Annotated in this window: 22 protein-coding genes and 1 pseudogene; 20 read left to right on the top strand and 3 right to left on the bottom strand. The window is 57.4% G+C overall.

Features of this window, described 5'->3' with window-relative positions:
* Nucleotides 1-77: 77 nt before the first annotated feature.
* The 18 genes from KUO17_RS02650 to KUO17_RS02565 all read left to right on the top strand — a co-directional run bounded on the left by KUO17_RS02650 (nucleotide 78) and on the right by KUO17_RS02565 (nucleotide 20,679).
* Nucleotides 78-1,736, top strand: a complete 1,659-nt coding sequence (locus KUO17_RS02650; protein WP_217973485.1) for a hypothetical protein — start codon at nucleotides 78-80, stop codon at nucleotides 1,734-1,736.
* Between the two features lie 16 nt (nucleotides 1,737-1,752).
* Nucleotides 1,753-2,943: a glycosyltransferase family 4 protein gene (locus tag KUO17_RS02645; RefSeq protein ID WP_217973484.1), complete on the top strand. Its 1,191-nt coding sequence runs from the start codon at nucleotides 1,753-1,755 to the stop codon at nucleotides 2,941-2,943.
* Between the two features lie 13 nt (nucleotides 2,944-2,956).
* Nucleotides 2,957-4,141, top strand: a complete 1,185-nt coding sequence (locus KUO17_RS02640; RefSeq protein ID WP_217973483.1) for a glycosyltransferase family 4 protein — start codon at nucleotides 2,957-2,959, stop codon at nucleotides 4,139-4,141.
* 180 nt (nucleotides 4,142-4,321) lie between these two features.
* Nucleotides 4,322-4,651, top strand: coding sequence for an acyltransferase family protein (locus KUO17_RS02635; RefSeq protein WP_217973482.1), 330 nt, complete (start codon nucleotides 4,322-4,324; stop codon nucleotides 4,649-4,651).
* Nucleotides 4,652-4,706: 55 nt separating this feature from the next.
* Nucleotides 4,707-6,317 carry an acyltransferase family protein gene (locus KUO17_RS02630; RefSeq protein ID WP_341869578.1) on the top strand — a complete coding sequence of 537 codons (1,611 nt, stop codon included), beginning with the start codon at nucleotides 4,707-4,709 and terminating at the stop codon, nucleotides 6,315-6,317.
* Nucleotides 6,318-6,933: 616 nt separating this feature from the next.
* A complete protein-coding gene (locus KUO17_RS02625) occupies nucleotides 6,934-7,914 on the top strand; it encodes an NAD-dependent 4,6-dehydratase LegB (protein WP_217973480.1) in 981 nt (326 codons plus the stop codon).
* Nucleotides 7,915-7,922: 8 nt separating this feature from the next.
* Nucleotides 7,923-9,074, top strand: coding sequence for a LegC family aminotransferase (locus KUO17_RS02620; RefSeq protein ID WP_217973479.1), 1,152 nt, complete (start codon nucleotides 7,923-7,925; stop codon nucleotides 9,072-9,074).
* On the top strand, nucleotides 9,071-10,225 hold the full coding sequence (gene neuC, locus KUO17_RS02615; RefSeq protein WP_217973478.1) for a UDP-N-acetylglucosamine 2-epimerase: 1,155 nt from the start codon (nucleotides 9,071-9,073) through the stop codon (nucleotides 10,223-10,225). Before KUO17_RS02620 ends, neuC begins: the two co-directional genes overlap by 4 nt.
* Before the next feature lie 27 nt (nucleotides 10,226-10,252).
* Nucleotides 10,253-11,314: an N-acetylneuraminate synthase gene (neuB, locus tag KUO17_RS02610; protein ID WP_341869577.1), complete on the top strand. Its 1,062-nt coding sequence runs from the start codon at nucleotides 10,253-10,255 to the stop codon at nucleotides 11,312-11,314.
* Nucleotides 11,311-12,003 (top strand): acetyltransferase, encoded by a 693-nt coding sequence (locus KUO17_RS02605; protein ID WP_217973476.1) that lies wholly within the window; start codon nucleotides 11,311-11,313, stop codon nucleotides 12,001-12,003. The genes neuB and KUO17_RS02605 overlap by 4 nt, the downstream gene beginning before the upstream one ends.
* Entirely contained in the window at nucleotides 12,000-13,055 is a 1,056-nt protein-coding gene (locus KUO17_RS02600; RefSeq protein ID WP_217973475.1) for a nucleotidyltransferase family protein, read from the top strand. The genes KUO17_RS02605 and KUO17_RS02600 overlap by 4 nt, the downstream gene beginning before the upstream one ends.
* Nucleotides 13,056-14,399: an N-acetyl sugar amidotransferase gene (locus KUO17_RS02595; RefSeq protein WP_341869576.1), complete on the top strand. Its 1,344-nt coding sequence runs from the start codon at nucleotides 13,056-13,058 to the stop codon at nucleotides 14,397-14,399. It begins immediately after the preceding gene.
* On the top strand, nucleotides 14,396-15,157 hold the full coding sequence (gene hisF, locus KUO17_RS02590; RefSeq protein WP_163943787.1) for an imidazole glycerol phosphate synthase subunit HisF: 762 nt from the start codon (nucleotides 14,396-14,398) through the stop codon (nucleotides 15,155-15,157). The genes KUO17_RS02595 and hisF overlap by 4 nt, the downstream gene beginning before the upstream one ends.
* A complete protein-coding gene (hisH, locus tag KUO17_RS02585) occupies nucleotides 15,150-15,800 on the top strand; it encodes an imidazole glycerol phosphate synthase subunit HisH (RefSeq protein WP_217973473.1) in 651 nt (216 codons plus the stop codon). The genes hisF and hisH overlap by 8 nt, the downstream gene beginning before the upstream one ends.
* Nucleotides 15,797-16,510, top strand: a complete 714-nt coding sequence (locus KUO17_RS02580; protein WP_217973472.1) for an acylneuraminate cytidylyltransferase family protein — start codon at nucleotides 15,797-15,799, stop codon at nucleotides 16,508-16,510. The genes hisH and KUO17_RS02580 overlap by 4 nt, the downstream gene beginning before the upstream one ends.
* Before the next feature lie 126 nt (nucleotides 16,511-16,636).
* Nucleotides 16,637-17,605, top strand: a complete 969-nt coding sequence (locus tag KUO17_RS02575) for a UDP-glucose 4-epimerase family protein (RefSeq protein ID WP_217973471.1) — start codon at nucleotides 16,637-16,639, stop codon at nucleotides 17,603-17,605.
* Entirely contained in the window at nucleotides 17,602-18,609 is a 1,008-nt protein-coding gene (locus KUO17_RS02570; protein ID WP_217973470.1) for an MraY family glycosyltransferase, read from the top strand. The genes KUO17_RS02575 and KUO17_RS02570 overlap by 4 nt, the downstream gene beginning before the upstream one ends.
* A gap of 75 nt (nucleotides 18,610-18,684) precedes the next feature.
* The gene (locus KUO17_RS02565; RefSeq protein WP_217973469.1) at nucleotides 18,685-20,679 is read left to right on the top strand and encodes a polysaccharide biosynthesis protein; all 1,995 of its coding nucleotides are present in this window, start codon (nucleotides 18,685-18,687) and stop codon (nucleotides 20,677-20,679) included.
* 18 nt (nucleotides 20,680-20,697) lie between these two features.
* On the opposite strand, the gene KUO17_RS02560 is transcribed toward KUO17_RS02565, so the two are convergent.
* Nucleotides 20,698-21,453: a metallophosphoesterase gene (locus KUO17_RS02560; protein WP_255263359.1), complete on the bottom strand. Its 756-nt coding sequence runs from the start codon at nucleotides 21,451-21,453 to the stop codon at nucleotides 20,698-20,700.
* A 112-nt stretch (nucleotides 21,454-21,565) separates the two neighbouring features.
* Nucleotides 21,566-22,405, bottom strand: a complete 840-nt coding sequence (locus KUO17_RS02555; RefSeq protein ID WP_217973468.1) for a lipopolysaccharide kinase InaA family protein — start codon at nucleotides 22,403-22,405, stop codon at nucleotides 21,566-21,568.
* A 195-nt stretch (nucleotides 22,406-22,600) separates the two neighbouring features.
* On the opposite strand from KUO17_RS02555, the pseudogene KUO17_RS02550 reads away from it, so the two are divergent.
* Nucleotides 22,601-22,928 (top strand): annotated as a pseudogene (locus KUO17_RS02550) (ComEA family DNA-binding protein).
* An 82-nt stretch (nucleotides 22,929-23,010) separates the two neighbouring features.
* On the opposite strand, the gene KUO17_RS02545 reads toward KUO17_RS02550, so the two are convergent.
* On the bottom strand, nucleotides 23,011-23,178 hold the full coding sequence (locus KUO17_RS02545) for a DUF2897 family protein (RefSeq protein WP_217973467.1): 168 nt from the start codon (nucleotides 23,176-23,178) through the stop codon (nucleotides 23,011-23,013).
* A 182-nt stretch (nucleotides 23,179-23,360) separates the two neighbouring features.
* Here KUO17_RS02545 and pyrF point away from each other — a divergent pair, with 182 nt between their 5' ends.
* Nucleotides 23,361-24,062 (top strand): orotidine-5'-phosphate decarboxylase, encoded by a 702-nt coding sequence (gene pyrF / locus KUO17_RS02540; protein WP_217973466.1) that lies wholly within the window; start codon nucleotides 23,361-23,363, stop codon nucleotides 24,060-24,062.
* Nucleotides 24,063-24,106 lie beyond the last annotated feature (44 nt).

Below are 24,106 nucleotides of genomic sequence, written 5' to 3'. Positions count from 1 at the left end.
TAATATGCGGAATATTATTTCTTCCATGTACCAGGCTCCTGCCTGGTTCTTCTCATTGGGCAGTAAATTTTTTTCGTGTGGCACCGCTACTGACAGGTGCGGCGGTCGGACTGACGATCGCTAGCCAACTATTATTTTTAGTTAGTTTCTTGTTGCCGCTGAAAGTCATTTTACTGTTAGGGCGCGAAACGATTCCAAGCTATTTCCCAGATTTCATGGTGGCGTTTGGTCGAGAGCGCTTGATTGTAGTGCTAAGCGTAGCATCTGTGCTGTTTTATTTTTCACATCTGGTGTGTGATAGAATGGTGACGCGCTTTTCTGATCGGGGTGCGGAAAAGTTAGTGCAGCGTAGTCGAAAAATTGCGATATTCGAACGGCAGGATGAGGTAGCAAGCAAAGGCTATTTGCGCTTTTCTCAGGCATTTGCAGGCTTGTGTTTTACCGGTGTTTGTCTGTTTGGCATGCTTTTTTTCTATACGAAACTGGCTTTTTTGATTTTAGTCTATTTTTTGGTTTTTTCGATTGTTGTGGCTTTACTGTCTGCTGGAAGTGAAGTTGTTAGGGATAAGCTTGCAGACGGACTGGGTACGTTGCCAAAGCTGATGGCTAGCCTGGGTTTTTTGATAACGTTTTCTTTCATTGTTGTTGATCATCTTTACCTTGAACCTGTCGGCGTCTTGGTTTCTGTTGTTTCGCTCTTGCTTTCGCGGCAACTTTTTAGCAAAGCGGCCAATGTACTCAAGGATACTGCCGAGCTGTACCAGCAGCAGGGCATGCTGCGCGCGCTTTTTTTTCACGCCCATGTGTTTTTACCTGAGAAGAAGGCGAGTGGCTTTGCAGGGCTTGCTGAAAGAGCGGGACGCGACAAATGGATGTTGGAAAGCCTGACATCAGTCATGGATACCCAGCATGTCAAGTTTTCCAGTCGCTGGGTTTCTATCGGTGCCCCTGACCTGCTTTGTTTTGTCGCGGATGTAGCGGCCGGCGAGGGGGGGGGGCGGCAAATATTATTTAAGATTTTTGATGTCAACCGCAGTGCTCAAGCCCTGCATGAGGCCTCGTTGTTGACGCAGCAGCGTGCATTGCCTGCTCCAGCGTTTTTGGGTGCGACGACGGTCGCTGGCATGAACTGCCATTTGTTTGAGATTACGGGCTACAACGTGTTTGTCCCAGATGACGAGAATTCATGGCGGGACAGGCTCGTCGAGTTTCGCGAACATTCACTAGCATTGGTTCCTGCGCCTGCGCTGGTCAGCAGTTATCTGCGTTCAAGGGTTCAGTTGGTTGGGCGTCTGAATGTTCAGAGTCTTGATTATCTGAGCCATTTGTATGAAGGGGAGCGTGACCTAGAGCCACTTGTTCGCCTCCGAGAGTTGCTTCCAGCTATTATTCAAATACTAGGTGAGCTGCCGCTCGCTTTTCATTTGCCTGATATTCGACCTAATATGATTTGGTTGGATGCTGATGGGAATTCACGCTTGCTCCACTGGGGGCGTTGGGCGTTGGAACCGGTTGGTTTTAACTGGCCGCAGAACGCTGAGATGATTGAGCCAGCCTTGACGCTGTTGCAAACGCGGCGACATGAGCTTTCTGACCTGAGTCTTAATAAAACACTTTTGGCTGCCTTGTGTTCAGGCTTTGAAGATAATTACCGTAAAGGTCATTACGACAAAGCCTATCGCTTGGTATTGGCTATTCTTCCTGTCTATGCCGAGTGTCGTCGAGGCGAGGTGTAAGTTGGTTGCTGTTTCGATGTTGGTCTGGAACGATTTCTGTAATGACGCGCGTGTCTTGAAAGAGGCGCAGACACTTGCCCGAAGCGGCTGTCATGTGACGGTCAATGCGTGCCATGTGCCTGCCAAGACGAAGCTTGTTGAGGTGATTGAGGATCAGATCACGGTGCGCCGTGTGTGTCTCTCGTTGTTCAAGCGCCGCAACGTGAGCAAGCCTGCTGTATCCGTGAGCCCTCACGGCAGGTCTGCATTTTCTTTGATTCTTCAAATTCTTGGACGCTGCCGTGGGCATGCTGCGCTCCTGATCAACGTGGTTCGCCAACGTCCCGACGTTGTCCATGCGCATGATGTGAATACCCTGCCGACTGCATGGTTGGCTGCCAAGTTGTCGCGGGCGCGGCTCGTCTACGATGCTCATGAGATCAGTACCAGTCGTGAAGGCTATACCGGCCTTCGCAAGCTCGTCGCCTGGGTCGAGGGTGCGCTCATGCCTCGCGCCCATGGCACTATCACGACGACAGAAGCCAGGGCCAAGTTCTTTGCCCGTGCCTACGGCATAGGCCGCCCTGTGGTTCTGCAGAATCGACCACGCAAGCAGTCGGTACAGGGCGGTTCGCGCATTCGAGATGAGCTTGGTCTGATGGAACCTTGGCCCATCGTGGTGTACCAGGGCGGTGTTCAGCAGGGGCGTGGGCTTGAGCGTCTGGTGCGGGTGGCAGCGCTGGTGCCGAATGCCTACTTCGTGTTCATCGGTGGTGGGCGCCTGGACGCGAACCTGCGCTCCATCGCTGCTGAGTTGGGCCTTGAGGAGAGGGTTCGCTTCATCCCGACCGTCGCATTGGCCGAGCTACCAGATTACACCGCGTCCGCCAGTATCGGCGTCCAGCCCATCGAGAACACGTGCCTGAACCACTACACCACCGATTCGAACAAGTTGTTCGAGTACGTGCAGGCGGGTTTGCCGGTGGTGGCTTCCGATTTGCCCGAAATTCGCCGGGTGGTAAGGGAGCATGACCTGGGCTTGCTCGTTCCCCCGGGTGATACCGAGGCGTTGGCTACAGCATTGAAGACACTGGTCGATGATCAGGCCAAACGCCATTTTTATGCAGAGCAATCACTGAAGGCAGCTGCAGTGTTGAACTGGGAAGAGCAGGAAGGCGAGCTGCTGGCTCTGTACGAGCGCGTACTCGAGCAAAAGAAGGTGGGCTGATTCAGCACTCTCAATGTCAAAGCGAATCCTTTTTCTCAGCTTTTTTTATCCCCCGGACTTGTCGGCGGGCTCGTTTCGCTCTGCAGCCTTGGTGAAAGCACTGCGTGCGCAAGGGACGGGGGTGTCAATTGATGTGTTGACCACCCAGCCCAATCGCTACCAGTCCTGTGTGCAGGAAGCGGAGTGCTTTGAGGAGCATGATGACTTGCGTATCCGCAGGGTGGTGTTGCCGGAGAGTAGAGGTGGGCTGCTTGGGCAGTCATGGTCCTTTCTGCATTTTGCTTGGGGGGCTTACCGTTTCGCCCGGGGCAGGGACTACGACCTGGTCTTTGCCACCTCGTCGCGTTTGATGACTGCAGTGCTGGGTGCCTTGCTGGCGTGTGGCAAAGGCGCGCGTTTGTACCTGGACATCCGCGATATTTTTGTCGAAACGCTGGCGGGCGTGTTCAGCGCTCGTGTCTGGCGCCCGGTAGTCTGGTCGTTCGGGGTGTTGGAGCGTTGGGCCATCACGCGCGCGCAAATTGTCAATTTGGTTTCGCCTGGTTTTCTGCCTTACTTCCAAGCCAGGTACCCGCGTGTCCGTTTCTCGTTTTTTCCCAATGGGGTGGACGCCGAATTCAGTGAACCGCTTGCCTCGAGTGAGCATCGAGGCCGCGAAGGCGAGCCGCTGAGGGTGGTGTATGCAGGCAACATCGGCGATGGGCAGGGCCTGCAAGCTATCTTGCCCGCGCTGGCAGAACGACTGGAAGGCAAGGCCAGGTTTCAAATCATCGGCGATGGCCGGCTGACCGGGGCATTGCGTGAAGCGCTAGCGGTGCGCCAACTCAAGAATGTTGAGTTGCTACCGGCAATGCCACGCAATCAGATAAAAGCCTTCTATGAGCAGGCGGATGTGTTGTTCTTGCATCTGAATGACCTGGCGGCGTTCAAGCGAGTATTACCGTCAAAGCTCTTTGAGTATGCCGCTTCGGGAAAACCGATCTGGGCTGGGGTAGGTGGATATGCGGCCGAGTTCATTGCCAGGGAGGTTCCCAACGCTGCTGTATTTCCGCCCTGCGATGTAGGGCGAGCGGTGCAGTGTTTCGGGCAGTTGACCTTGGCCAGTGTCGATCGCCGCGTGTTCGTCGAGCGTTATGCTCGGGAACGAATCATGCAGGAAATGGCGCGAGAGGTAGTGGCGCTGCTTGAGTCGGCTTGAGCAATGTCCGACGGGTATTGCTCCAGGGCTGGATAAAGTCATTGCAATAAGCGAACAGGGTCGCTGGTAAGGTGTAAAAGGGTGTCGGTTTCGGCTGCACGTCAGGCTGGGCGCTGGTAGCGGTGCCGCCTAAGTGTTCTCGTGAATAAAAATCAATGCGAGTTCTAGTGGTGGTTGAATATGGGGTTCAGTAAGGAAATTCAGGGCCTGAGAGCGCTGGCTGTTCTGGCGGTGATTTTCGCTCATCTGGAAATTTCTTGGTTGCCAGGCGGGTTTGTTGGTGTAGATGTTTTTTTTGTGATCAGCGGCTATTTGATTACGGGTCTGCTGCTGCGAGAGTATCAACGTACAGGTGGCATTAGCCTGTCGAATTTTTATCGACGACGGATAAGGCGATTGTTTCCAGCGATGCTGGTCACCTGCATGTTTACGCTGGCGGGTGGTTTTTTGCTGTTCTCTGATGAGCGTTTTGGGTTGCTGCTGGACTCGGCATTAGCCGCGTTTTTTTAGTGTTTCCAATTTCTATTTTTTATCGCAAGTCGGGTACTTTGACGTCGAGTCATCAATAAAGCCATTGCTGCACACGTGGTCGTTAGGTGTCGAGGAGCAGTTTTACCTAGTGTGGCCGTTGCTGATAATGATGTCCTTGAAGTATTTGTCAAGGGGATCCTTTGTGGTTGTGTTGGTTCTTTTGAGCGTGGCGTCGCTTGGATTGAACTGGGCGTTTATATCGTACGATCTGGGCAGCGTGTTAGGTACGGCTGGCGGTTGGCGCGCAATTTTCCTCGATGGAGGGTCGACCGCCTTCTATTTAATGCCGTTTCGCATTTTTGAATTTGGTATTGGTGCACTGCTGGTCTTGCTTCGTCTGGAGCGACTCAAGATCAATGGCATTTTTGCGGATATTCTTTTGCTGGCCGCCTTGGGCGGTCTGCTCCTGTTGATGGTGTCCCTGACAGGACGTAGCGTTTTTCCTTATTACAATGCGCTGTGGGTGGCGCTTCTCGCTGCTGCACTTATTGTGGTTGCTCCGCGCTCGAGGCTTGGGCGCGTGCTTCTGGCAAATCCACTGGTGGTGTTTGTTGGTGGTATAAGTTACTCGCTCTACTTGGTGCACTGGCCGCTGATTGTTTATTACAGAACTGTTTTCGGTGAGCTGGGCGTCGGCGACATGCTGATGTTGCTGACGGTCATGTTCGGTTTTGGCTACGCCCTCTATGTGTGGGTCGAGTGTCGCTTTAGGTACACCGAAGGCAAGGCCTCCGCTGGGGTTTACGGTTTTTTTTCGCGCTCGGCATTCGCTGTTCTTTTGATCCTGTCTGTGGGCGCCGTGTTTTTGCTCAAAACGCTCGAAGGGCGGGTGCCGGTGCATCGTGTTGCCCTCAGTAATTCTGAGTGGCGGGTAGTTGAAAGACGTCAGTACTGCGCTGGAAATTTGAGCGGTTTCCCCAACGATCTATTTACCTGTCAAAATGACCGTCGCTCGAACCATACTGTTGTGGTATGGGGGGATAGCCATGCGATGCACCTGGTGGCAGGGGTTTCGGAGCTGTTCAAAGATTCTAATATTGCGGTTGCCTATTTAAGCGGTTGTATTTCGCAAAGCGGGTTTGATGGGGTTCTCCGAAAGTTTTCTTCGCGGTTGTTGACGGAACAGTGCGCAGCGCGCAACAGGTCATTCCTGTCCTGGGCTGAAGCCTACAAAGGGGATCTTACTGTTTTCATATCAAATGCCAAGCGTAATCGACCGGACGCTATATCCAAGATCAATAATCAGCATGTACGAACGCTGGAGGGGTATGGGCATTCCGCTTATGTTATTGGGGATTTCATTCGGCCAGGGGTGGAGCTTGCCCAGTGCTACGCCGTTCCGGATTTCATTTTTTCTGATGAACGTCTACGGCAGATTTGCAAAGCAGATGCCAGTGCCGCTGCGAGGGAGCTGGCTTACAGTGCCAAGTTGGCTAGGTTGTCGGTTAACTATATCCCTGTTCATGACGTTCAGTGCCCGCAAGGGCAGTGTAGTTTTTTTGACGACGAAGGGCGGGTGACGTTCCGGGATGTGCATCATCTATCGCCAATAGGCGCTATATATGAAATGTCTCGTATATCGCCTTTGTTTGAAAAAATACGCACCGAACAATCGTCCTATGGTGTGGTCAGACAGAAGCCGTAGTGTGGCGGTCAGTTGGCTGCCGGCACTGCGTTCGGCAGTGGTCACCGATACTCTGGTGAAGCAATAGCGCCACACCGACTAGCGCAAGCTTCGCGCTTCATCGTCTGAGCCGTTATAATCCCAGCCATGACTTATCTACCCAGCAATTTTCCCGTCTACCCACTGTGATGAAAGCCGCGCTCAGTTGATTGAAGCGTCGGGACGAGGCTCCCAGGGGGCGGTCCGGCAGCCCGTGCAGCGAAGTGGGCGGCAGCGCGTGGTAGCGGGGGGCGTTTCTTGCGCTCATCAAGAACGTGGAGTCCATGGCTCGGTTACCTGGTGTGCTCCCATGAACACGGCCTGAAGCCCCCCGAACGTAATCTGCAGTCAGCCCTTTACAGGGCGTGCCCGTTCTCGCGCCTCGATGTTGCGCACGGCATGCAGATGCTTCACAGTTGTGCAAATCACATGCTCAATGGCCAGTGCCCACCTGCGCAGGTGGCTGGAACCGGCGTTCCAGAGGCATCGTGGTGCCCTCCGGCATACGTGGGGTGCGCAGCGTTGGGTAGGAAAGGTTTATTCGTTTTTTGCGCTTCACCCGTCAGGGTTCGAGGCCAACACGTTAAAGGGTTAAATGATGACTACAGTTTTAGTGACCGGTGCCGATGGTTTCATCGGTTCGCATCTGACCGAGTTGCTTGTGCGTGAAGGCTACAAGGTCAAGGCGCTCTCTCAATACAACTCTTTCAACTATTGGGGATGGCTGGAGGACGTAGAGTGCTTGTCCAGCATTGAAGTGCTCAACGGCGATGTGCGTGACCCGCACTACTGTAAGCACATTACCAAAGATGTGGATATCATCTTCCATCTGGCCGCATTGATCGCCATTCCTTATTCTTATGTCGCGCCGGACAGTTACGTCGATACCAATGTCAAAGGTACCTTGAACATTTGCCAGGCGGCGATGGAAAACGGCGTCAAGCGTGTCATTCACACGTCGACCAGTGAGGTCTACGGTACGGCGCAGTATGTGCCTATCGACGAGAAGCATCCCCTGCAGGCGCAGTCGCCCTATAGTGCATCAAAAATCGGTGCGGACGCGATGGCGATGAGCTTCTACAACGCTTTCGACCTGCCATTGACGATTGCTCGCCCATTCAATACCTATGGTCCGCGCCAATCCGCGCGTGCCGTCATCCCGACCATCATCAGCCAGATCGCCTCGGGCCAGAAGCAGATAAAACTGGGGGATGTCACCCCTACGCGAGACTTCAACTACGTGGCCGATACCTGCCGTGGTTTCCTGGAGTTGGCGCGTTGCGAGCAGGCCGTTGGCGAAGTGGTGAACATCGGTTCCAATTTCGAGATTTCAGTGGCCGATACGCTGAACCTGGTGCGCGAGTTGATGGGCAGTGATGTCGAGTTCCTCACCGACGCGCAACGCATGCGGCCGGAAAAATCCGAAGTGTTCCGCCTGTGGTGTGACAACAGCAAAATCAATGGCCTGACCGGATTCACGCCTGAATACTCGATTCGTCAGGGTTTGGAAAAAACGGTCGAATGGTTCACCCAGCCCCAAAACTTGGCCAAATACAAAGCCAACATTTATAACGTCTGAGGTCGGGTATGTACGACTCGCTTGTCAAGTTTGTGCGCGATCAATACGGCACTCAAGAATTTATCCCGCTGCACGCACCGGTGTTTGCGGGTAATGAACAGCAGTATGTGAGCGACACCATTGCGTCCACGTTCGTGTCCAGTGTGGGGGCGTTCGTAGACCGCTTCGAACATGACATGCAAGTCTATACCGGCAGCCCGCGTGCGGTGGCGACGGTCAACGGTACTGCGGCCCTGCACATTGCCTTGTTGCTGGCGGGGGTAAAGACTGGTGAACTGGTCATCACCCAGTCGTTGACCTTCGTCGCGACCTGTAACGCTATCGCTTACTGCGGGGCCGAGCCGGTTTTCGTGGATGTCGATCGTGAAACGCTGGGGCTGTCGCCGGCAGCGCTGGAGCAGTGGCTCGATGCGCAGGCTGTGATCGGCGAGGATGGCCTTTGCCGGCTGCGTGAGGATGGAAGAGTCCTGCGTGCCTGTCTGCCGATGCACACCTTTGGTCACCCTGTTGCACTGAATGAACTGATGGCAGTCTGCAAGCGTTGGAACCTGGCACTGGTTGAGGACGCCGCCGAGTCGCTGGGCAGCACCTACGAGGGGCGTCATACCGGGACCTTCGGGCTGGTCGGCACGTTGAGCTTCAACGGCAACAAGGTGATCACCACGGGCGGTGGCGGCATGCTGCTGACCAGCGAGAGCCTGGGGGCCAAGGCCAAGCACCTGACGACAACCGCCAAGCAACCGCATGCCTATGAGTATGTCCATGACGAAGTTGGCTACAACTATCGCTTGCCCAACCTGAATGCGGCGCTTGGGTGCGCTCAGCTCGAGCAGCTCGATGGTTTCCTGGCAGCCAAGCGTCGATTGGCGATGTGCTACAAGGAGGCGCTGCAGGGCAGCGACCTTGAGTTTGTCACAGAGCCGCAAGGTTGCCGCTCCAACTACTGGCTCAACGCGGTCATCTGCGAGGATCGTGCTCAGCGCGATGCACTGCTCAAGGCCACGAATGAGCGCGGTGTGATGACGCGTCCGATCTGGGCGCTGATGAACCGTCTGCCGGCGTATCAGCACTGTGTCAAAGGCGATCTGAGTACCGCGCAGTGGCTTGAAGCGCGCGTGGTCAATCTGCCCAGCAGTGTGCCTCCCCAGGGGGGCAAATGACGCGCCGGGTTGCCGTCTTTACCGGCACGCGGGCCGAGTATGGCCTGCTGTACTGGCTGATGAAGGAGATCCAGCAAAGCGATCAACTGGATTTGCAACTTATCGTCAGTTGCATGCATCTGTCCCCCGAGTTCGGTGATACCTGGCAGCAGATCGTCCAGGACGGCTTTGAGATCGATGCCAAGGTCGAGATGTTGCTGTCGTCGAACACGGATGTGGGGACGGTCAAGTCGATGGGCTTGGGGGTGCTGGGTTTCGCCGATGCCCTGGATCGCTTGCGCCCGGACCTGCTGGTCGTGCTGGGCGACCGTTTCGAGGCATTGAGCATCTGCCAGGCGGCGCTGATCATGCGCATCCCGATCGCGCATCTGCACGGCGGGGAGCTCACCGAGGGCGCCTATGATGATGCCATTCGTCACGCGATCAGCAAAATGGCGTTTCTGCATTTCGTGGCTGCGCAGCCTTACCGCAAGCGTGTCATCCAGATGGGTGAATCCCCGGAGCGTGTGTTCAACGTAGGCGCTGTTGGTCTCGACCACCTCACGCGCACGCCGGATATGCCGTTGCAGGCACTGTGCGAAAGCCTTGGCTTCGATATTTCCGCGCCCTTTTTGCTGGTGACCTATCATCCTGTGACCTTGCTTGAAGAGGATCCGGTAAACAGCTTCGAGGCGCTGTTACAGGCCCTGGACGCATTTGCTGCGTATCGCGTAGTGATCACGTATCCGAATGCCGATAATGGCGGGCGGGCGATCATTCCGTTGATCGAGCAGTTCGCCGCGCGTAACCCTGGGCGGGTGCTGGCTATCCCTTCTCTCGGGTTTCGGCGTTACCTGAGTGTGGTCAAGCGTGCAGCGGCTGTCGTGGGCAACTCATCGAGCGGTATTATCGAGGTTCCGTCGTTCGGCGTACCCACGGTCAATATCGGCAGCAGGCAGGCCGGCCGGTTGAGTGCGGACTCGGTGTTGCATTGCGCGGCGGACAAGCAGGCGATCGTGTCAGCCCTGGCGCTGGCCCTGAGCGAGCCGTTCGCCCAGGCAAGTCGGCAGACGTCAAATCCCTATGGGCAGGGCGATGCCGCAAGCGCCATTGTGCGCATCCTTGAAACCTGTGACGTCTCGGGTCACAAGACATTCCATGATTTGAGTTGACGTATGAAATCAGCAGGCAAAAATGGCGTGTACATCATCGCTGAGGCGGGCGTTAACCATAACGGCCAGCGCGACCTCGCGTTCGAGCTGGTGGAGCTGGCGGCGAGTGCAGGCGCCGATGCGGTGAAGTTTCAAACCTTCGATGCGCGCAAGCTGGCCTCTGCAACGGCGCCCAAGGCGCTCTACCAGCAAAAGACCACCGATGCGGCCGAAAGCCAGTTGGCCATGCTCCAGAAGCTGGAGTTGCCCAGGGCATGGCACGCGGATTTGCAGGCGCATGCGAAGGCCAAGGGGATCGAGTTCATCAGTACCGCTTTTGACGGCGACAGCCTCGACTTCCTGTGTACGCTGGGCATACCGTTCTTCAAGATACCCTCCGGTGAGCTGACCAATGGCCCGTTGCTGTGGCAGTTTGCGCGCACGGGCAAGCCGTTGATTCTTTCCACCGGCATGGCGACGTTGAGCGAGGTCGAGCAGGGCCTGGCCATCATTGCGCATGCTCTGGCCAATGATCAGGAGCCTGTCGACCTGGACCAGGTGTGGCGATGCTGGAGCGATGCGCAGGCGCGAGCGCGTCTGTTGGGGCACGTGACCTTGCTTCACTGCACCTCCCAGTATCCAACCCCGCTGACGGAGGTGAACCTGCGGGCGATGGATACGCTGCAGCAGGCGTTCGGCCTGGAGGTTGGCTACTCGGATCATACCCAGGGGTTGTTGATTCCGGTGGCGGCTGTCGCCCGCGGGGCGCGAGTGATCGAAAAACACTTCACCCTGGATCGTTCGATGCCCGGACCGGATCACAAGGCTTCTCTGGAACCGGCCGAGCTTGCCGAGATGGTTGCGCAGATTCGTGCTCTGGAGCAGGCGCTGGGGTTGCCCGCCAAGTCGCCACAGCCCAGCGAGTGGGATACCCGCAAGGCCGCGCGCCAGCAGGTGGTGGTCACCCGTGATATCGCCGTCGGCGAACGATTTTCCCGCGCGGATCTGGCCACTGCGCGCTGCGGTGCAGGGCTGCCGGCAACTGCCTTGTGGGGGTTGGTCGGTGAAGTCGCGGCGCGCGCCTATCAGGCGGGCGAGGCGGTTGAATGATACCCGCGCAACCGCAAGGTTCATCGCGCCCGGTGCTTCTGCTTGGGGCAGGTGGTCATGCCAAGGTGTTGTTGTCGCTGCTGCGGGCCATCGGTGCCAATGTGCTCGGGGTGTGCGATCCCGCGCTGGCAGCAGCCTCGGTCACCTCCTGGCGTGGTGTGGATGTGCTGGGGGGCGACGAAGCGCTCGACCAGTTCGACGTGGAGCAGGTCGGGCTGGTCAACGGCATTGGGCAGGTGCTCGGTTCTTCGCTTCGCCAGGACATGTTTTTGAAGTTCACCGCACGAGGTTTCCACTTTCCAGCACTGGTTCATCCCGCTGCCTGGGTTGATGCGAGTGTCCAGTTGGGCGACGGGGCGCAGGTCATGGCCGGCGTGATTATCCAGGCCGATACCACGATTGGCGTCAACGCGATCATAAATACCGGGGTCAGAATCGATCACGACTGTATAATCGGCGGTCATGTGCACCTTGCCCCGTCTGCCGTGCTGTGCGGCGCGGTCAATGTGGCGAGTGAGTCCTTCATTGGAGCCGGTTCCATTACCCTGCCAGGCGTGTCGGTAGGTAAGGGCGGCATAGTGGGGGCGGGCACCACCTTGGTAAAGGACCTGCCTGCAGGGCAGGTGGTAATGAGTGCGCCAGTACGCATCAATGAATCGAAATACCTGAGTCGGCAAGAGAAGACATGAAACCACTAGATCAGCAACTATGGCGCAATGTACTGCTTGCCCAAGGTTCAAGTATTCAACAGGCGATCAGCAATCTGGACGCTTCGGGATTGCAGATCACGCTTGTGGTCTGCCCTGAGGGACGCCTGCAGGGCAGTGTCACGGACGGCGATGTCCGGCGTGGCCTGCTGCGGGGCCTGAACCTGGATAGCCCGGTTGAGCAGATCATGGCGCTCAGCCCACTGGTGGTGCCGCCCGATATGGCGCGTGAGCTGGTTCTGGACCTGATGCACGCCAACAAGATTCACCAGCTTCCGATCGTCGACAGCGAGCGGCATGTCATCGGCCTGCACCTGTGGGACGAAGTGCTCGAGCCTGTTGATCGCGAACACACGATGGTGATCATGGCCGGTGGGCTGGGCAAGCGCTTGCTGCCACTTACCGAAGACTGCCCCAAACCGATGTTGCCGGTGGGTGGCAAACCGATCCTCGAACTTATCATCGAGCGTGCGAAAGCAGACGGCTTTGTCAATTTCATCGTGTCTGTGCACTACCTGGGGCATATGATCGAGGACTACTTTGGCGATGGCCACAAGTGGGGCGTGAAGATAGCTTATCTTCACGAAGACTCTCCGCTTGGTACCGCGGGCGCGATCAGCCTCCTGGCGCCGCGTCCAACGCTGCCGTTTGTGGTCACCAATGGTGATGTGCTGACGGATATACGCTATGGCGAGATGCTTGACTTCCACCTTCGGCATGGCGCAATGGCAACAATGGCGGTAAGGCTGCATGAATGGCAGAACCCGTTCGGCGTGATACGAACGGATGGCATAAAGATTGTCGGCTTTGATGAAAAGCCTATCTATAGAACTCATGTAAACGCCGGTATCTACGTCCTGGCCCCCGCCGTTCTCGATGAACTCGTCGTGGGCGGCCAATGTGACATGCCTACGCTGTTCGAGCGTGTGCAGCAGAAAGGCGCCAGTACGATTGCTTACCCGATGCACGAGCCCTGGCTGGATGTCGGTCGTCCTGACGACCTGCAATTGGCTCGTAACAAGTACCCTGTTTGATTGTTGTATTCGCAATTGGAGACTGGTTTTTTGAAAATTTCCCCAAGCTCAACGATAGACCTTTCCAAGTTTGCCGCACCCAAAGGCGAGCTGGAAGTTTTCTACGGGCTGCCGCGAGACGTCAAGTTTTGCACGATCTGCAACATGTCCAACCAGCAGCCCATGTCGAGCAATGAGTACGCGCACAGCAACAGCTCTACCAAGACGACGCTGACGTTCGACGAGCAGGGTGTGTGCCACGCCTGCAACTTCAACAAGCTCAAGGAAACCGGCGAGATCGATTGGGATGAGCGCGAGCGCGAACTGATCGAATTGTGCAATCAATACCGCAAGAACGACGGTAGCTACGATTGCATCGTGGGTGGCAGCGGTGGCAAGGACAGCGCGATGCAGTCCCACCTGCTGAAGTACAAGTACGGCATGAACCCGCTGACGGTGACCTGGTCGCCGCACCTGTATACCGATATCGGCTGGAAAAACTTCCAGAACTGGTTGCATGTCGGTGGCTTCGACAACTTCCTGTATACGCCCAACGGCAAGATCCATCGCCTGCTGACGCGCAATGCAACGATCAACCTGCTGCACCCGTTTCAGCCGTTTATCCTGGGGCAGAAGACCTTTGTCGCCAAGATGGCCGCCAAGCTCAATATCCCGCTGATTTTTTACGGGGAAATGCCAGGCGAGTACGGCGAGAAAATTTCGCACAAGACCTCCAGCTATGCAGGCGCCAGCGATGTCGCCGAAAGCGAGGGCTTCTCCCTGGATTACCTGGGGGGCCGCGACATTCGCGATATCTTCCTCGGCGGCAAGCCGATCGGCGAGTATCTGGATGAAGGCGTGCCGATGGTCGACCTCGCCAGCTACCTGCCGATGGCGCCTGAGGTGCTGGAACGCAAAGGTATCGAGTTCAAGTACCTGGGCTACTACAAGAAGTGGGTCCCGCAGGAGGCCTATTACTACGCGGTCGAGCACACAGGTTTCGAAGCCAACCCCGTTCGTACCGAAGGCACGTACTCCAAGTACAACAGCCTGGATGACAAGGTTGACGGTTTCTTCTACTTCACCCGTTGGATCAAGTTCGGTGTGGGGCGCTCGATGATGGATTCCGCTCAGGAAATCCGTAACCACCATATCGACAAGCACGAAGCCATGGCGCTGATGCAGCGGTATGAAGGCGAATACCCTGCGCGCTACGAAAAAGAGTTCCTGGACTACATCAGCATGACGCGTGAAGAGTTTCTTGCGACCTGCGACCGTTTCCGTTCGCCGCATCTGTGGCACGTCGTCGATGGCGAGTGGAAGCTGCGTTACACCCCCTGGAACCCGCAGGGCAGTGCTGAATGAGCAACACGCGACTGATTGCCCGCCTTGATGTAAAGGGGGCCAACCTGATCAAGGGTATTCACCTTGAAGGGCTGCGCATCATCGGTTCGCCAAACGAACATGCCCTGCGCTACTACGAGCAGGGTATCGACGAGCTTATCTACATGGATTGTGTGGCGAGCCTGTACGGGCGCAACAGTCTGGGGGACCTGATCCGCGCCACCGCCGAGAACGTGTTCATTCCAATGACCGTCGGCGGCGGCGTGCGCTCGGTCGAGGATGTTGCTCATTTGTTGCGTTGCGGTGCAGACAAGGTCGCCGTGAATACGGCGGCCGTGGGCAACCCTACGCTGATCAGCGAGATTGCTCGTCGCTTCGGCAGCCAGTGCATGGTGCTTTCGATCGAGGCAAAGCGCGTGGCGGCGGGGCGTTGGGAGGTGTTTACCGACAATGGCCGCGAAAGCACCGGGCGTGATGTGGTGCAGTGGGCGCGTGAAGGTGCGTCGCTGGGTGCCGGGGAAATACTGCTGACATCCGTGGATCAGGAAGGTACGCGCAAGGGTTTCGATCTGGAGCTGGTGCAGGCCGTTACTGAAGCGGTGGGCATTCCCGTCATCGCCAGTGGCGGAATGGGCAGCGCCCAGGATGCCGTCAAGGTGGTTGGCAAAGGTGCGGATGCCGTTGCGATGGCCGACATCTTGCACTACAAGCGGGCCGCTTTGGTCGATATTCGCAACGATGTTTCGGCAGCGGGAATCCGGGTGCGCAGGTATGAGTAATGTAGTTACCGTTATTGATTATGGGGTCGGTAACCTGTTCAGCGTGCAGAAAGCACTTGAGCATTGTGGCGCGACGGTCAGGTTGGTATCCGATCCCCAGGCGCTCAAGCATGCCTCCAAGGTGCTGCTGCCGGGTGTCGGTGCGTTTGCAGATGCCATGCGTCAGTTGAGTGCAAACGGGATGGACGAGGCGATCAAGGCCTATGCTGCCTCGGGCGCCCCGCTGTTCGGCATTTGCCTGGGCATGCAGATGCTGCTCGATAGCAGCGATGAGTTTGGCCACTGCGAAGGGTTGGGGTTGATTGCGGGTACTGTCGAGGCGATACCCGCCCAGGATCATTCGGGGGCTGCGCTGAAGGTGCCGCACATCGGCTGGTCCAGCCTGGTTTTCCCGCAGGCGCGCAGTGCGTGGGAAGGCACCCTGCTGGAGTCCATCGACCCCCGAAACAGTGCGGTTTACTTTGTACACTCTTACATGGCCGTGCCCCGCGCCGCCGAACACCGTATAGCTGATTGCCAGTATGGCGATACGGCCATTGCCGCGGTGGTGGCCAGGGATAATATCTGTGGCGCGCAGTTCCACCCGGAAAAGAGCGGCAAGGTCGGCCTCTCGATGTTAAGCCGTTTCGTGGCGTCGAAATGAAGATCCTTGCCATCATCCCTGCCCGGGGTGGCTCCAAGCGGCTGCCAGGCAAGAACATCAAGCTTCTTGACGGGCGCCCGCTGATTGCCTGGACGGTCGAGGCGGCCTTGCAGAGCAAGGTCTTTGTCGAGACGATTGTCTCTACGGACGATCCGGCGATTGCCCGTGTAGCGCAGGGCTTCGGTGCTCATGTGCCCGGGTTGCGCCCTGCCCACCTTGCGACGGACACTGCAGGTAGCGTCGAGGTGGTGCTTCAGGTGCTGGACGACTATGAGGCACGTCATGGCGAGGTGGAGGGCGTCATGTTGCTTCAACCCACGTCACCCTTTCGCACCGTGGCGTCGATTCGTCAGGCGGTTGCGCTTTTCGAGGGTAGTAACCGGCGGCCAGTGGTCAGTGTGTGTTCGGCTACTGCCCACCCCGCATGGAGTTTCAAACTCGAAGGCGATTCGCTGGAGCCGTTCCTGGGGTGGGAACAGTTGACCCATCGCTCTCAGGATCTGCAGCCGGCCTTTGCGCTCAACGGCTCCATTTACCTGATTTCCCCTGGCACCCTTCGTCAGCAAAGGCGATTCGTGGGGCCTGGCGTCCTGCCTTTGGTGATTGCCGAGCCGATCGAGTCCCTGGATATCGATACTCCCGATGATTGGGAACTGGCGGTATACGCGCTTGAGCGACGTGCCGATATACCGGTTGATCACAATGGCTGAAGAAAAACTGCATGCACCTGATGCAACACCGTATTTATGCTTGAAGACCAGGCCTGTCAACGATGTCGTCCGCGGTTTCTCGGTCAGTAAGCGTGCTGTGTCGGTGTTGCTATGCGGGATGCTCACATGACACCACCGTCGATATTTCTCACGGGGGCTTCGGGATTTATCGGGCGTACCCTGCTGCAGCGCCTGATAGCCAGGGGCTGCAGCGTCACGGCCGCCTTGCGTCCCGATGCCAAGCCTCTCGATTCGTCGGTTGCGGTGTTCGGGTTTGAGCGGTTCGATGATCATCGAGATTGGGTCGCCGGGCTGACCGGGCACGATGTCGTCATCCATTGCGCCGCGCGAGTGCATGTGATGAAGGATGCGCAGCGCGATGCGCTTGCCGCTTTTCGTCGAGTCAATGTCGAGGGCACCCTGGCACTCGCGCGACATGCCGCCGCAGCCGGGGTAAAGCGATTCATTTTCCTCAGTTCGATCAAGGTCAATGGTGAGGGGACGGAGCGTGGGCACCCTTATTGCGCCGACGATGTGCCCGCCCCCGGCGATGCGTACGGGATTTCAAAGCTGGAGGCTGAGCAGGGGCTGCATGAGGTGGGGCGTGAAACCGGGATGGAGGTGGTGATCATTCGTCCCGTGCTTGTCTATGGGCCGGGGGTGAAGGCCAATTTCCTCTCGATGATGCGCTGGGTCGAGAGGGGGGTACCATTGCCTTTCGGTGCGATCGACAATCGCCGCAGCCTGGTAGCGATCGACAATCTGGTCGATCTGATCGAGGTCTGTATGCACCACCCGCGTGCTGCCAACCAGACCTTCCTGGTGAGCGACGGTGAGGATGTGTCCACCTGCGACCTACTGCGCAACATCGCACGGGCCTTGAACCGGCCGTCGCGCCTGTTGCCGATTCCACAGTCCTTGCTGCGTATGGGGGCGGGGTTGATCGGCAAGCGCGCCTTGGCTCAACGTCTTTGTGGTTCCTTGCAAGTGGACATCGAAAAAACACGCTCGGTTCTGGGTTGGAGGCCTCCGGTAGGAATTGATACCGCACTGAAGGCAACGGCCCGGCATTATCAGGAAGATTGTCGTAAATGAGTGCATGGTGGCTGTGTCTGGTCGTACTGGTTTCTCTTGTCCTCACTGCTGGCTTGCGCCGTTATGCAATGGCCAGGAGCTTGATTGACGTACCCAACATGCGCAGTTCGCATAGCGTACCTACGCCGCGTGGTGGCGGCGTATCGATCGTATTGAGTTTTCTGCTGTCGCTGGCTGTGTTGGCCGTGTTCGGTAGCGAGGATCCATCGGTTTTGATTGCGCTTGGCGGTGCGGGGGCGTTGATCGCAATCCTGGGCTTCATGGATGATCATGATCTCGTCTCGGTGCGGTGGCGTCTGGTTGCGCACTTTGTTGCCGCAGGCTGGCTGCTGGGCTGGTTGGGCGGCATCCCGCCGCTGGTCGTGTTCGGGCTGCCGCTGGACTTGGGCTGGATTGGCGTGCTGCTGGGGGTGTTCTACCTGGTCTGGATGCTCAATCTCTACAACTTCATGGATGGCATCGATGGCATCGCCAGTGTCGAGGCTATTACCGTATGCTTGGGCATGTGCCTGTTGTACATGCTGGGTGGCGCGACGCATTTGAGTGTGCTGGCACTTCTGCTGAGCATGTCGGTTGCCGGTTTCCTGTATTGGAACTTTCCACCCGCGCGCATCTTCATGGGCGACGCCGGCAGCGGGTTTCTCGGCATCATCCTGGGCGGGATGTCATTGCAGGCGGCCTGGAGCTCGCAGCAGTTTTTCTGGTGCTGGCTGATCATGCTGGGTGGCTTCATCGTCGATGCGACATTCACTCTGTTGAGACGCTTGTGCCGAGGGGATACTGTTTACGTCGCGCACCGCAGTCACGCTTACCAGTTTGCCGCTCGTGAGTATGGTCAGCATCTTCCGGTCACCCTGGCGATGGCCGGGTTGAATGTGTGCTGGTTGCTACCTGTCGCGGTGTGTGTGGTCTTGCTGGATCTTGACGGCGCTTTGGGGGTATTGATCGCTTATGTACCACTGGTGGCGCTAGCCCTGAGGTATCGCGCTGGCGCTCTTGAGTAGCTTGGCGTGGCAAGCATGGGGACAGTATGCAGAAAATCTCCACACTCAGCGGGTTGGCTAGGTATTTGAAGGATTATGGAACAATTGCGTAGGTTACTTCTGGCTTTGCCGCGACGGCAGAAGCGTCTCATCCAGGTGCTGGCAGATGTTCTGGTCGTCTGGGCCGCGCTGTGGATGGCGTTTGTGGTGCGACTGGGTATCGAGGGGTTGGCCAATCCTGTTCGCGAGCACTATTGGTTGTTTGCGATCACGCCGTTGATCGCTATCCCGATGTTCGCTTATTTCGGGATGTACCGGGCGGTCATGCGCTATTTTGGCAATGATGCACTGATCGCGATCTTCAAGGCGGTAAGCTTGTCGGCGTTGCTGCTGGGGGTCGTGATGTTCTGGTACAGCAACCACCAGAACGTAGTCCCTCGTTCGATCATCTTCAACTACTGGTGGCTGAGCCTGGTGATGATCGGTGGCGTGCGCCTGGCCATGCGGCAGTATTTCCTCGGTGACTGGTTCACTGCGGCGCAGCACGTGCCCTTCACCAGTCGCGATGATGGCCTGCCTAAAGTTGCCATCTACGGTGCCGGTGCGGCAGGCAACCAGTTGGTTGCGGCGTTGCGCATGGGCAAGATGATGCGCCCAGTGGCATTTCTGGACGATGACAGTGGTATTGCGGGTCGAGTCATTTCCGGGCTGAAAGTCTTCAAGCCGCACCAGATCCAGAAAATGATGGAGGTCACAGGAGCGCAGGAAGTACTGCTGGCGATTCCATCGGCAACCCGAGGCCGTCGACGTGAGATCCTGGGCTTCCTTGAAGGCTTGTCACTGCATGTCAGAAGTATTCCCGGCTTCATGGACCTGGCCAGTGGCCGGGTCAAGGTCGACGACCTTCAGGAAGTGGATATAGGCGACCTGTTGGGGCGTGATGCAGTGCCGGCGCAGGAAGACCTGCTTGAACGTTGTGTGACCGGCAAGGTGGTGCTGGTCACTGGTGCGGGAGGATCGATCGGTTCGCAGCTTTGTCGGCAGATCCTTGAACTCAAACCCAAGGTGCTGCTGCTGTTCGAGCACAGTGAGTTCAACCTCTACAGCATCCTCTCGGAACTGGAACAGCAGGCGACTCGGTTGTCGCCCTGCACACGGCTGCTGCCGATATTGGGAACGGTACGCAACCAGGCCAAGTTGCTCGACCTGATGAAAGTCTGGCAGGTGGACACGGTGTATCATGCCGCGGCCTACAAGCATGTCCCGATGGTCGAGCACAATATTGCCGAGGGCATCCTCAACAATGTCATGGGCACGTTGAGTACCGCGCAGGCGGCGGTGCAGGCGCATGTTCCCAATTTCGTGCTTATTTCCACCGACAAGGCTGTTCGACCGACGAATGTGATGGGTAGCAGCAAGCGCCTTGCAGAGATGATACTGCAAGCATTGAGCCGCGAGCTTGCGCCGGTGCTTTTCGAGGACAGCAGCAATGTGGCCCGTGTGAACAAGACCCGGTTCACCATGGTCCGATTTGGCAATGTACTGGGTTCGTCCGGCTCGGTCATTCCATTGTTCTACAAGCAGATCAAGTCGGGTGGACCGCTGACGGTGACCCATCCCAAGATCACCCGTTACTTCATGACCATTCCCGAGGCTGCCCAACTGGTGATTCAGGCCGGTTCCATGGGCCAGGGCGGTGATGTCTTCGTGCTTGATATGGGAGAACCGGTAAAGATTGTCGAACTGGCGGAGAAAATGATTCATCTGTCGGGTCTGACGCTGTGCTCGGACAGCAATCCCCATGGTGATATCGCTATTGAATTTACCGGGCTGCGGCCGGGTGAAAAACTCTATGAAGAGTTGTTGATCGGCGACAATGTCGTGGCTACACGCCATCCGATGATCATGAGTGCGGTAGAGGACTACCTGAGTTGGGATGTGCTCAAGGAGCGGCTGACGGCGCTCGGGCAGGCGATCAATGCGGATGACTACGTGCGTATACGCAAGATTTTGCGTGACACCGTCAGTGGTTATACGCCGGATGGCGAAATCGTCGACTGGGTCCATCAGCAGAAGCGCCTGGACGGTTGAGTGCCAGCTGTGCGTAGATCAACTGCCCTTGATGGGCGTCGCTGGATAAGCGCTGAACAGGCGTTCGTTGGCTATTTCGATGGCGCTCAGGTGACCATCGGAAAAAGAGCAGCCTGTATCGAGGTAGACCACGTTGCCAAGCCGAGTCACGTGAGGGACGGTGGAGTGGCCAACGTACACCGTCCTGGCGCCGCAAATGACCGTCGCGTCCTGGCGTAGGATTTTACCCCGCGCATACATGGCTTGCACCAGTGCCGTGGATTGTTGGAGGTGATGGCTGGATATCAACAGCCTTGTCGAATCTTGCCAGCTCAGGCCGTTCTCCCAGCCAGGGCATTCTGCGTGTATTACCCCGATTGTGCTGTTGTCGCTCACCTGTACTTGCAGCGCCACGGGCATCGTGCGAAGTGCCGCTGCGATCTGCTGCTGGCGCTCTTCTGACAGATCATAGAACCAGGCGCCCCCGTTGCGAGCGTGGCGAGGCGCGTCGCCTTTGCCGGACATGTAGTCCAGCACCATCTGTTCGTGGTTGCCACGAACCGAGTGGAACCATGGGCGCGACAGCCAGTTCAGCACCTCCTCCGAGCAGGGGCCCCGGTCGATCAGGTCGCCGGTGCAAAATACGCGGTCGACCGACGGTTGGAGTTGAACCTCGACCATCAAGGCATCCAGCATCTCGAAATGCCCATGGACATCGCCTACGACAAAGTCGCGCCCTTTGGTGTTCAGGTCAAAAGAAACCAGATGCGGCGAGTGCGAAGAAAATACCGGCAACCTGCGTACCCTTGAGAATAATCGGCTGGAAGTGAACTGGCGTGAAAACAGGGCGCACCGGGCCGCCTTTTGGCTTAAGTCTGCAGCCGTGCCCAGAGCGGCTTGTGTGGCTTCAGCTTCGGCCTATCCGGCCATGTGAAAATACGTCTCGTCGCTCCTTTCGCCCGATATCGCGATGCTTGACCTGCTCATACACGGCATTGAACCTGTGGTGATCCACGTCTTGATAGGCATTCAGCGCCTGCCTCACGAGCGCGTCATAGCGCTTTTCGTCGATGCTGCGATAGACCTCCCGGCGGTAGAAGAAACCGAACTGGAAACCCAGCGTTTCACTCAGGAATGGCGGCGTAGCAGAAAAGCAGTTTTCCAGGTCGATCGCGCAGGTCGGGGCTATTCCTTCATTGCACATCATCACGTTCGCCGCCCACAGGTCCATGTGGTAGATCCCGCTGCTATTGAGTGAGAACAGCAGCTCGAATGCCGCGCCAATCACCTGCTCAGCCTCCTCGGGCCTGGCAAGTAGCCACTGATAACCATCGGTGTAGTTCTGCAGCAGTTGCGTGATGATGAAAAACTCGTTCATCAGTCCGAGACGTGACTTGGTATACCCATAGCCAACGACCCTAGGTACACACGCGCCGCGTCGATGCGCTTCAGCGGTATTGACCAGTTCCTCGATAGCCCAGTCGTACATGCCGCAGCGCTTGCGCGTACCTCGGGCAAAGCGGATTTTCTTGGGCAGGGTCTCAAGTACCTGGCGCTTGGCAAAGAGTGCATCCTCCCCTGAGGAAAGGGGCGCACTCACCCGCTTAGCCTGACGTTTCTGGCTCAAGAGCTGGGTGTAAACCTGGGCTACGGAGGCTGTGACCGGGGTTTTGAGATGGAGTGTGGAGCGCTGATGCTTAAAGGTGAACGGATATCCATCAACCAGCTTTTTCTTCCCTTCGCGCACCGTAGCACATCCACTGTAAGAAATTCTCGATGGCTAAAACGGTAACATTTCCTACGCGCTTTTACATTTTTTTCACATCTTGTTTGAATCGAATTTCGCTTGACGGTGGATCTGTGTGGGTTCACCCGCTAGGTTTTGCAGGCAGCCAAGGAAATGCTGCCTTTGCAAGTTCACCCACCATGGAGTGCCACCGTTATGCGCAATACCTTTCTTGTTTCCCTGCTGCTTGCGCTGCTCAGCGCGTTCTCGTTACCGTCGCTTGCGGCACCCGGCAAGGCAGGGGGGGGATATGCCGCCTACGATTGTCAGTGCCGAGATGGCCGCAGGCAGCGTGAACCTGAACAGCGCCGATGCGGCTACGCTGCAATCTTCGCTGGCAGGCATCGGCAAGGCCAAGGCCGAAGCGATCGTGGCCTACCGCGAGGCCAACGGCGCCTTTGCCTCTATCGACGAGTTGCTTGAGGTAAAAGGAATCGGACAGGCGCTGATCGAGCGCAATCGGGAGAAGCTGACGGTCAAGTGACCGGAAGACGGGCGGGTCGGGCATTGCTCGACCCGTTGTACTGGCGGGGCTGGAAGGGTTTGCTCAACGGCTTGCCCCGCATTTATCGGTCTTGCGCATCCTTCGCATCGGCTTCTGCATTACGCTCATGCACACGCTTGAGCTGCTCATCGGTCAATGGCAGCTTTTTCGCAGTATCGCGCAGCATCATCAGGCCGCCGACAATCGAGCCGATGGCAACCAGCAAGATCAACCAGGCATACCAGGGCATGTGCTTCTCCTTTATAGACGGCGAATGGCGCCGCCTCTATGGGGTTGGACTCGAAAATTGCACTGATGGTTCAAGTATAAGAGCCGCGCCCGCCCACGGCGAATTCGCGATCACCGGCCCCCATTGGGCCTGCGCATCGGCTACAATGCGCGCCGATTTCGACTTGCCCAGAGAGCCTGCCCATGTCCGCCTGTCAGACGCCCATCATCGTCGCCCTGGATTTCCCCACCCGTGACGCCGCCCTGAAACTGGCCGATCAGTTGGACCCCGCGCTGTGCCGGGTCAAGGTCGGCAAGGAGCTGTTCACCAGCAGCGCTTCTGGCATCGTTGAAACCTTGTGCGCCAAGGGTTTCGAAGTGTTCCTGGACCTCAAGTTCCACGATATCCCCAACACCACCGCCATGGCCGTGAAGGCCGCAGCGGAGATGGGCGTGTGGATGGTCAACGTGCATTGCTCCGGTGGCCTGCGCATGATGTCGGCCTGCCGTGAAGTGCTGGCCCAGCGCAGCGGCCCACAGCCGTTGCTGATCGGTGTGACCGTATTGACCAGCATGGAGCGCGAAGACCTGGCCGGCATCGGCCTGGATATCGAACCGCAAGAGCAGGTGCTGCGCCTGGCGGCACTGGCCGAGAAGGCCGGTATGGACGGGCTGGTGTGCTCTGCGCTGGAGGCCACTGCGCTGAAGGCGGCGCATCCGTCGCTGCAGCTGGTGACGCCGGGTATTCGCCCGGCGGGCAGCGCACAGGACGATCAACGCCGTATTCTCACGCCACGCCAGGCGCTGGATGCCGGCTCCGACTACCTGGTGATCGGTCGCCCGATCAGCCAGGCGGCTGATCCGGCTCAGGCGTTGGCTGGCGTAGTAGCGCAGATTCGCAGCTAAGCCCTCGTCCCCCTTCGCCAGCCAGCCTTGCTGGCGAAGGAGGA

It is taken from the genome of Pseudomonas aegrilactucae (assembly GCF_019168305.1).
GTDB classification, from domain to species: Bacteria; Pseudomonadota; Gammaproteobacteria; order Pseudomonadales; family Pseudomonadaceae; genus Aquipseudomonas; species Aquipseudomonas aegrilactucae.
This window is presented reverse-complemented; position numbering and strand designations above follow the sequence as displayed.

What these genes read in the sequence shown, in the direction of transcription:
- KUO17_RS02640 (WP_217973483.1), top strand. Translation starts at nt 2,957, where the DNA reads ATGTCAAAGCGAATCCTTTTTCTCAGCTTTTTTTATCCCCCGGACTTG.
- hisH (WP_217973473.1), top strand. Translation starts at nt 15,150, where the DNA reads ATGAGTAATGTAGTTACCGTTATTGATTATGGGGTCGGTAACCTGTTC.
- hisF (WP_163943787.1), top strand. Translation starts at nt 14,396, where the DNA reads ATGAGCAACACGCGACTGATTGCCCGCCTTGATGTAAAGGGGGCCAAC.
- pyrF (WP_217973466.1), top strand. Translation starts at nt 23,361, where the DNA reads ATGTCCGCCTGTCAGACGCCCATCATCGTCGCCCTGGATTTCCCCACC.
- KUO17_RS02545 (WP_217973467.1), bottom strand. Translation starts at nt 23,178, where the DNA reads ATGCCCTGGTATGCCTGGTTGATCTTGCTGGTTGCCATCGGCTCGATT.
- KUO17_RS02625 (WP_217973480.1), top strand. Translation starts at nt 6,934, where the DNA reads ATGACTACAGTTTTAGTGACCGGTGCCGATGGTTTCATCGGTTCGCAT.
- KUO17_RS02600 (WP_217973475.1), top strand. Translation starts at nt 12,000, where the DNA reads ATGAAACCACTAGATCAGCAACTATGGCGCAATGTACTGCTTGCCCAA.
- KUO17_RS02620 (WP_217973479.1), top strand. Translation starts at nt 7,923, where the DNA reads ATGTACGACTCGCTTGTCAAGTTTGTGCGCGATCAATACGGCACTCAA.
- KUO17_RS02565 (WP_217973469.1), top strand. Translation starts at nt 18,685, where the DNA reads ATGGAACAATTGCGTAGGTTACTTCTGGCTTTGCCGCGACGGCAGAAG.
- KUO17_RS02645 (WP_217973484.1), top strand. Translation starts at nt 1,753, where the DNA reads ATGTTGGTCTGGAACGATTTCTGTAATGACGCGCGTGTCTTGAAAGAG.
- KUO17_RS02605 (WP_217973476.1), top strand. Translation starts at nt 11,311, where the DNA reads ATGATACCCGCGCAACCGCAAGGTTCATCGCGCCCGGTGCTTCTGCTT.
- KUO17_RS02570 (WP_217973470.1), top strand. Translation starts at nt 17,602, where the DNA reads ATGAGTGCATGGTGGCTGTGTCTGGTCGTACTGGTTTCTCTTGTCCTC.
- neuC (WP_217973478.1), top strand. Translation starts at nt 9,071, where the DNA reads ATGACGCGCCGGGTTGCCGTCTTTACCGGCACGCGGGCCGAGTATGGC.
- KUO17_RS02575 (WP_217973471.1), top strand. Translation starts at nt 16,637, where the DNA reads ATGACACCACCGTCGATATTTCTCACGGGGGCTTCGGGATTTATCGGG.
- KUO17_RS02580 (WP_217973472.1), top strand. Translation starts at nt 15,797, where the DNA reads ATGAAGATCCTTGCCATCATCCCTGCCCGGGGTGGCTCCAAGCGGCTG.
- KUO17_RS02635 (WP_217973482.1), top strand. Translation starts at nt 4,322, where the DNA reads ATGGGGTTCAGTAAGGAAATTCAGGGCCTGAGAGCGCTGGCTGTTCTG.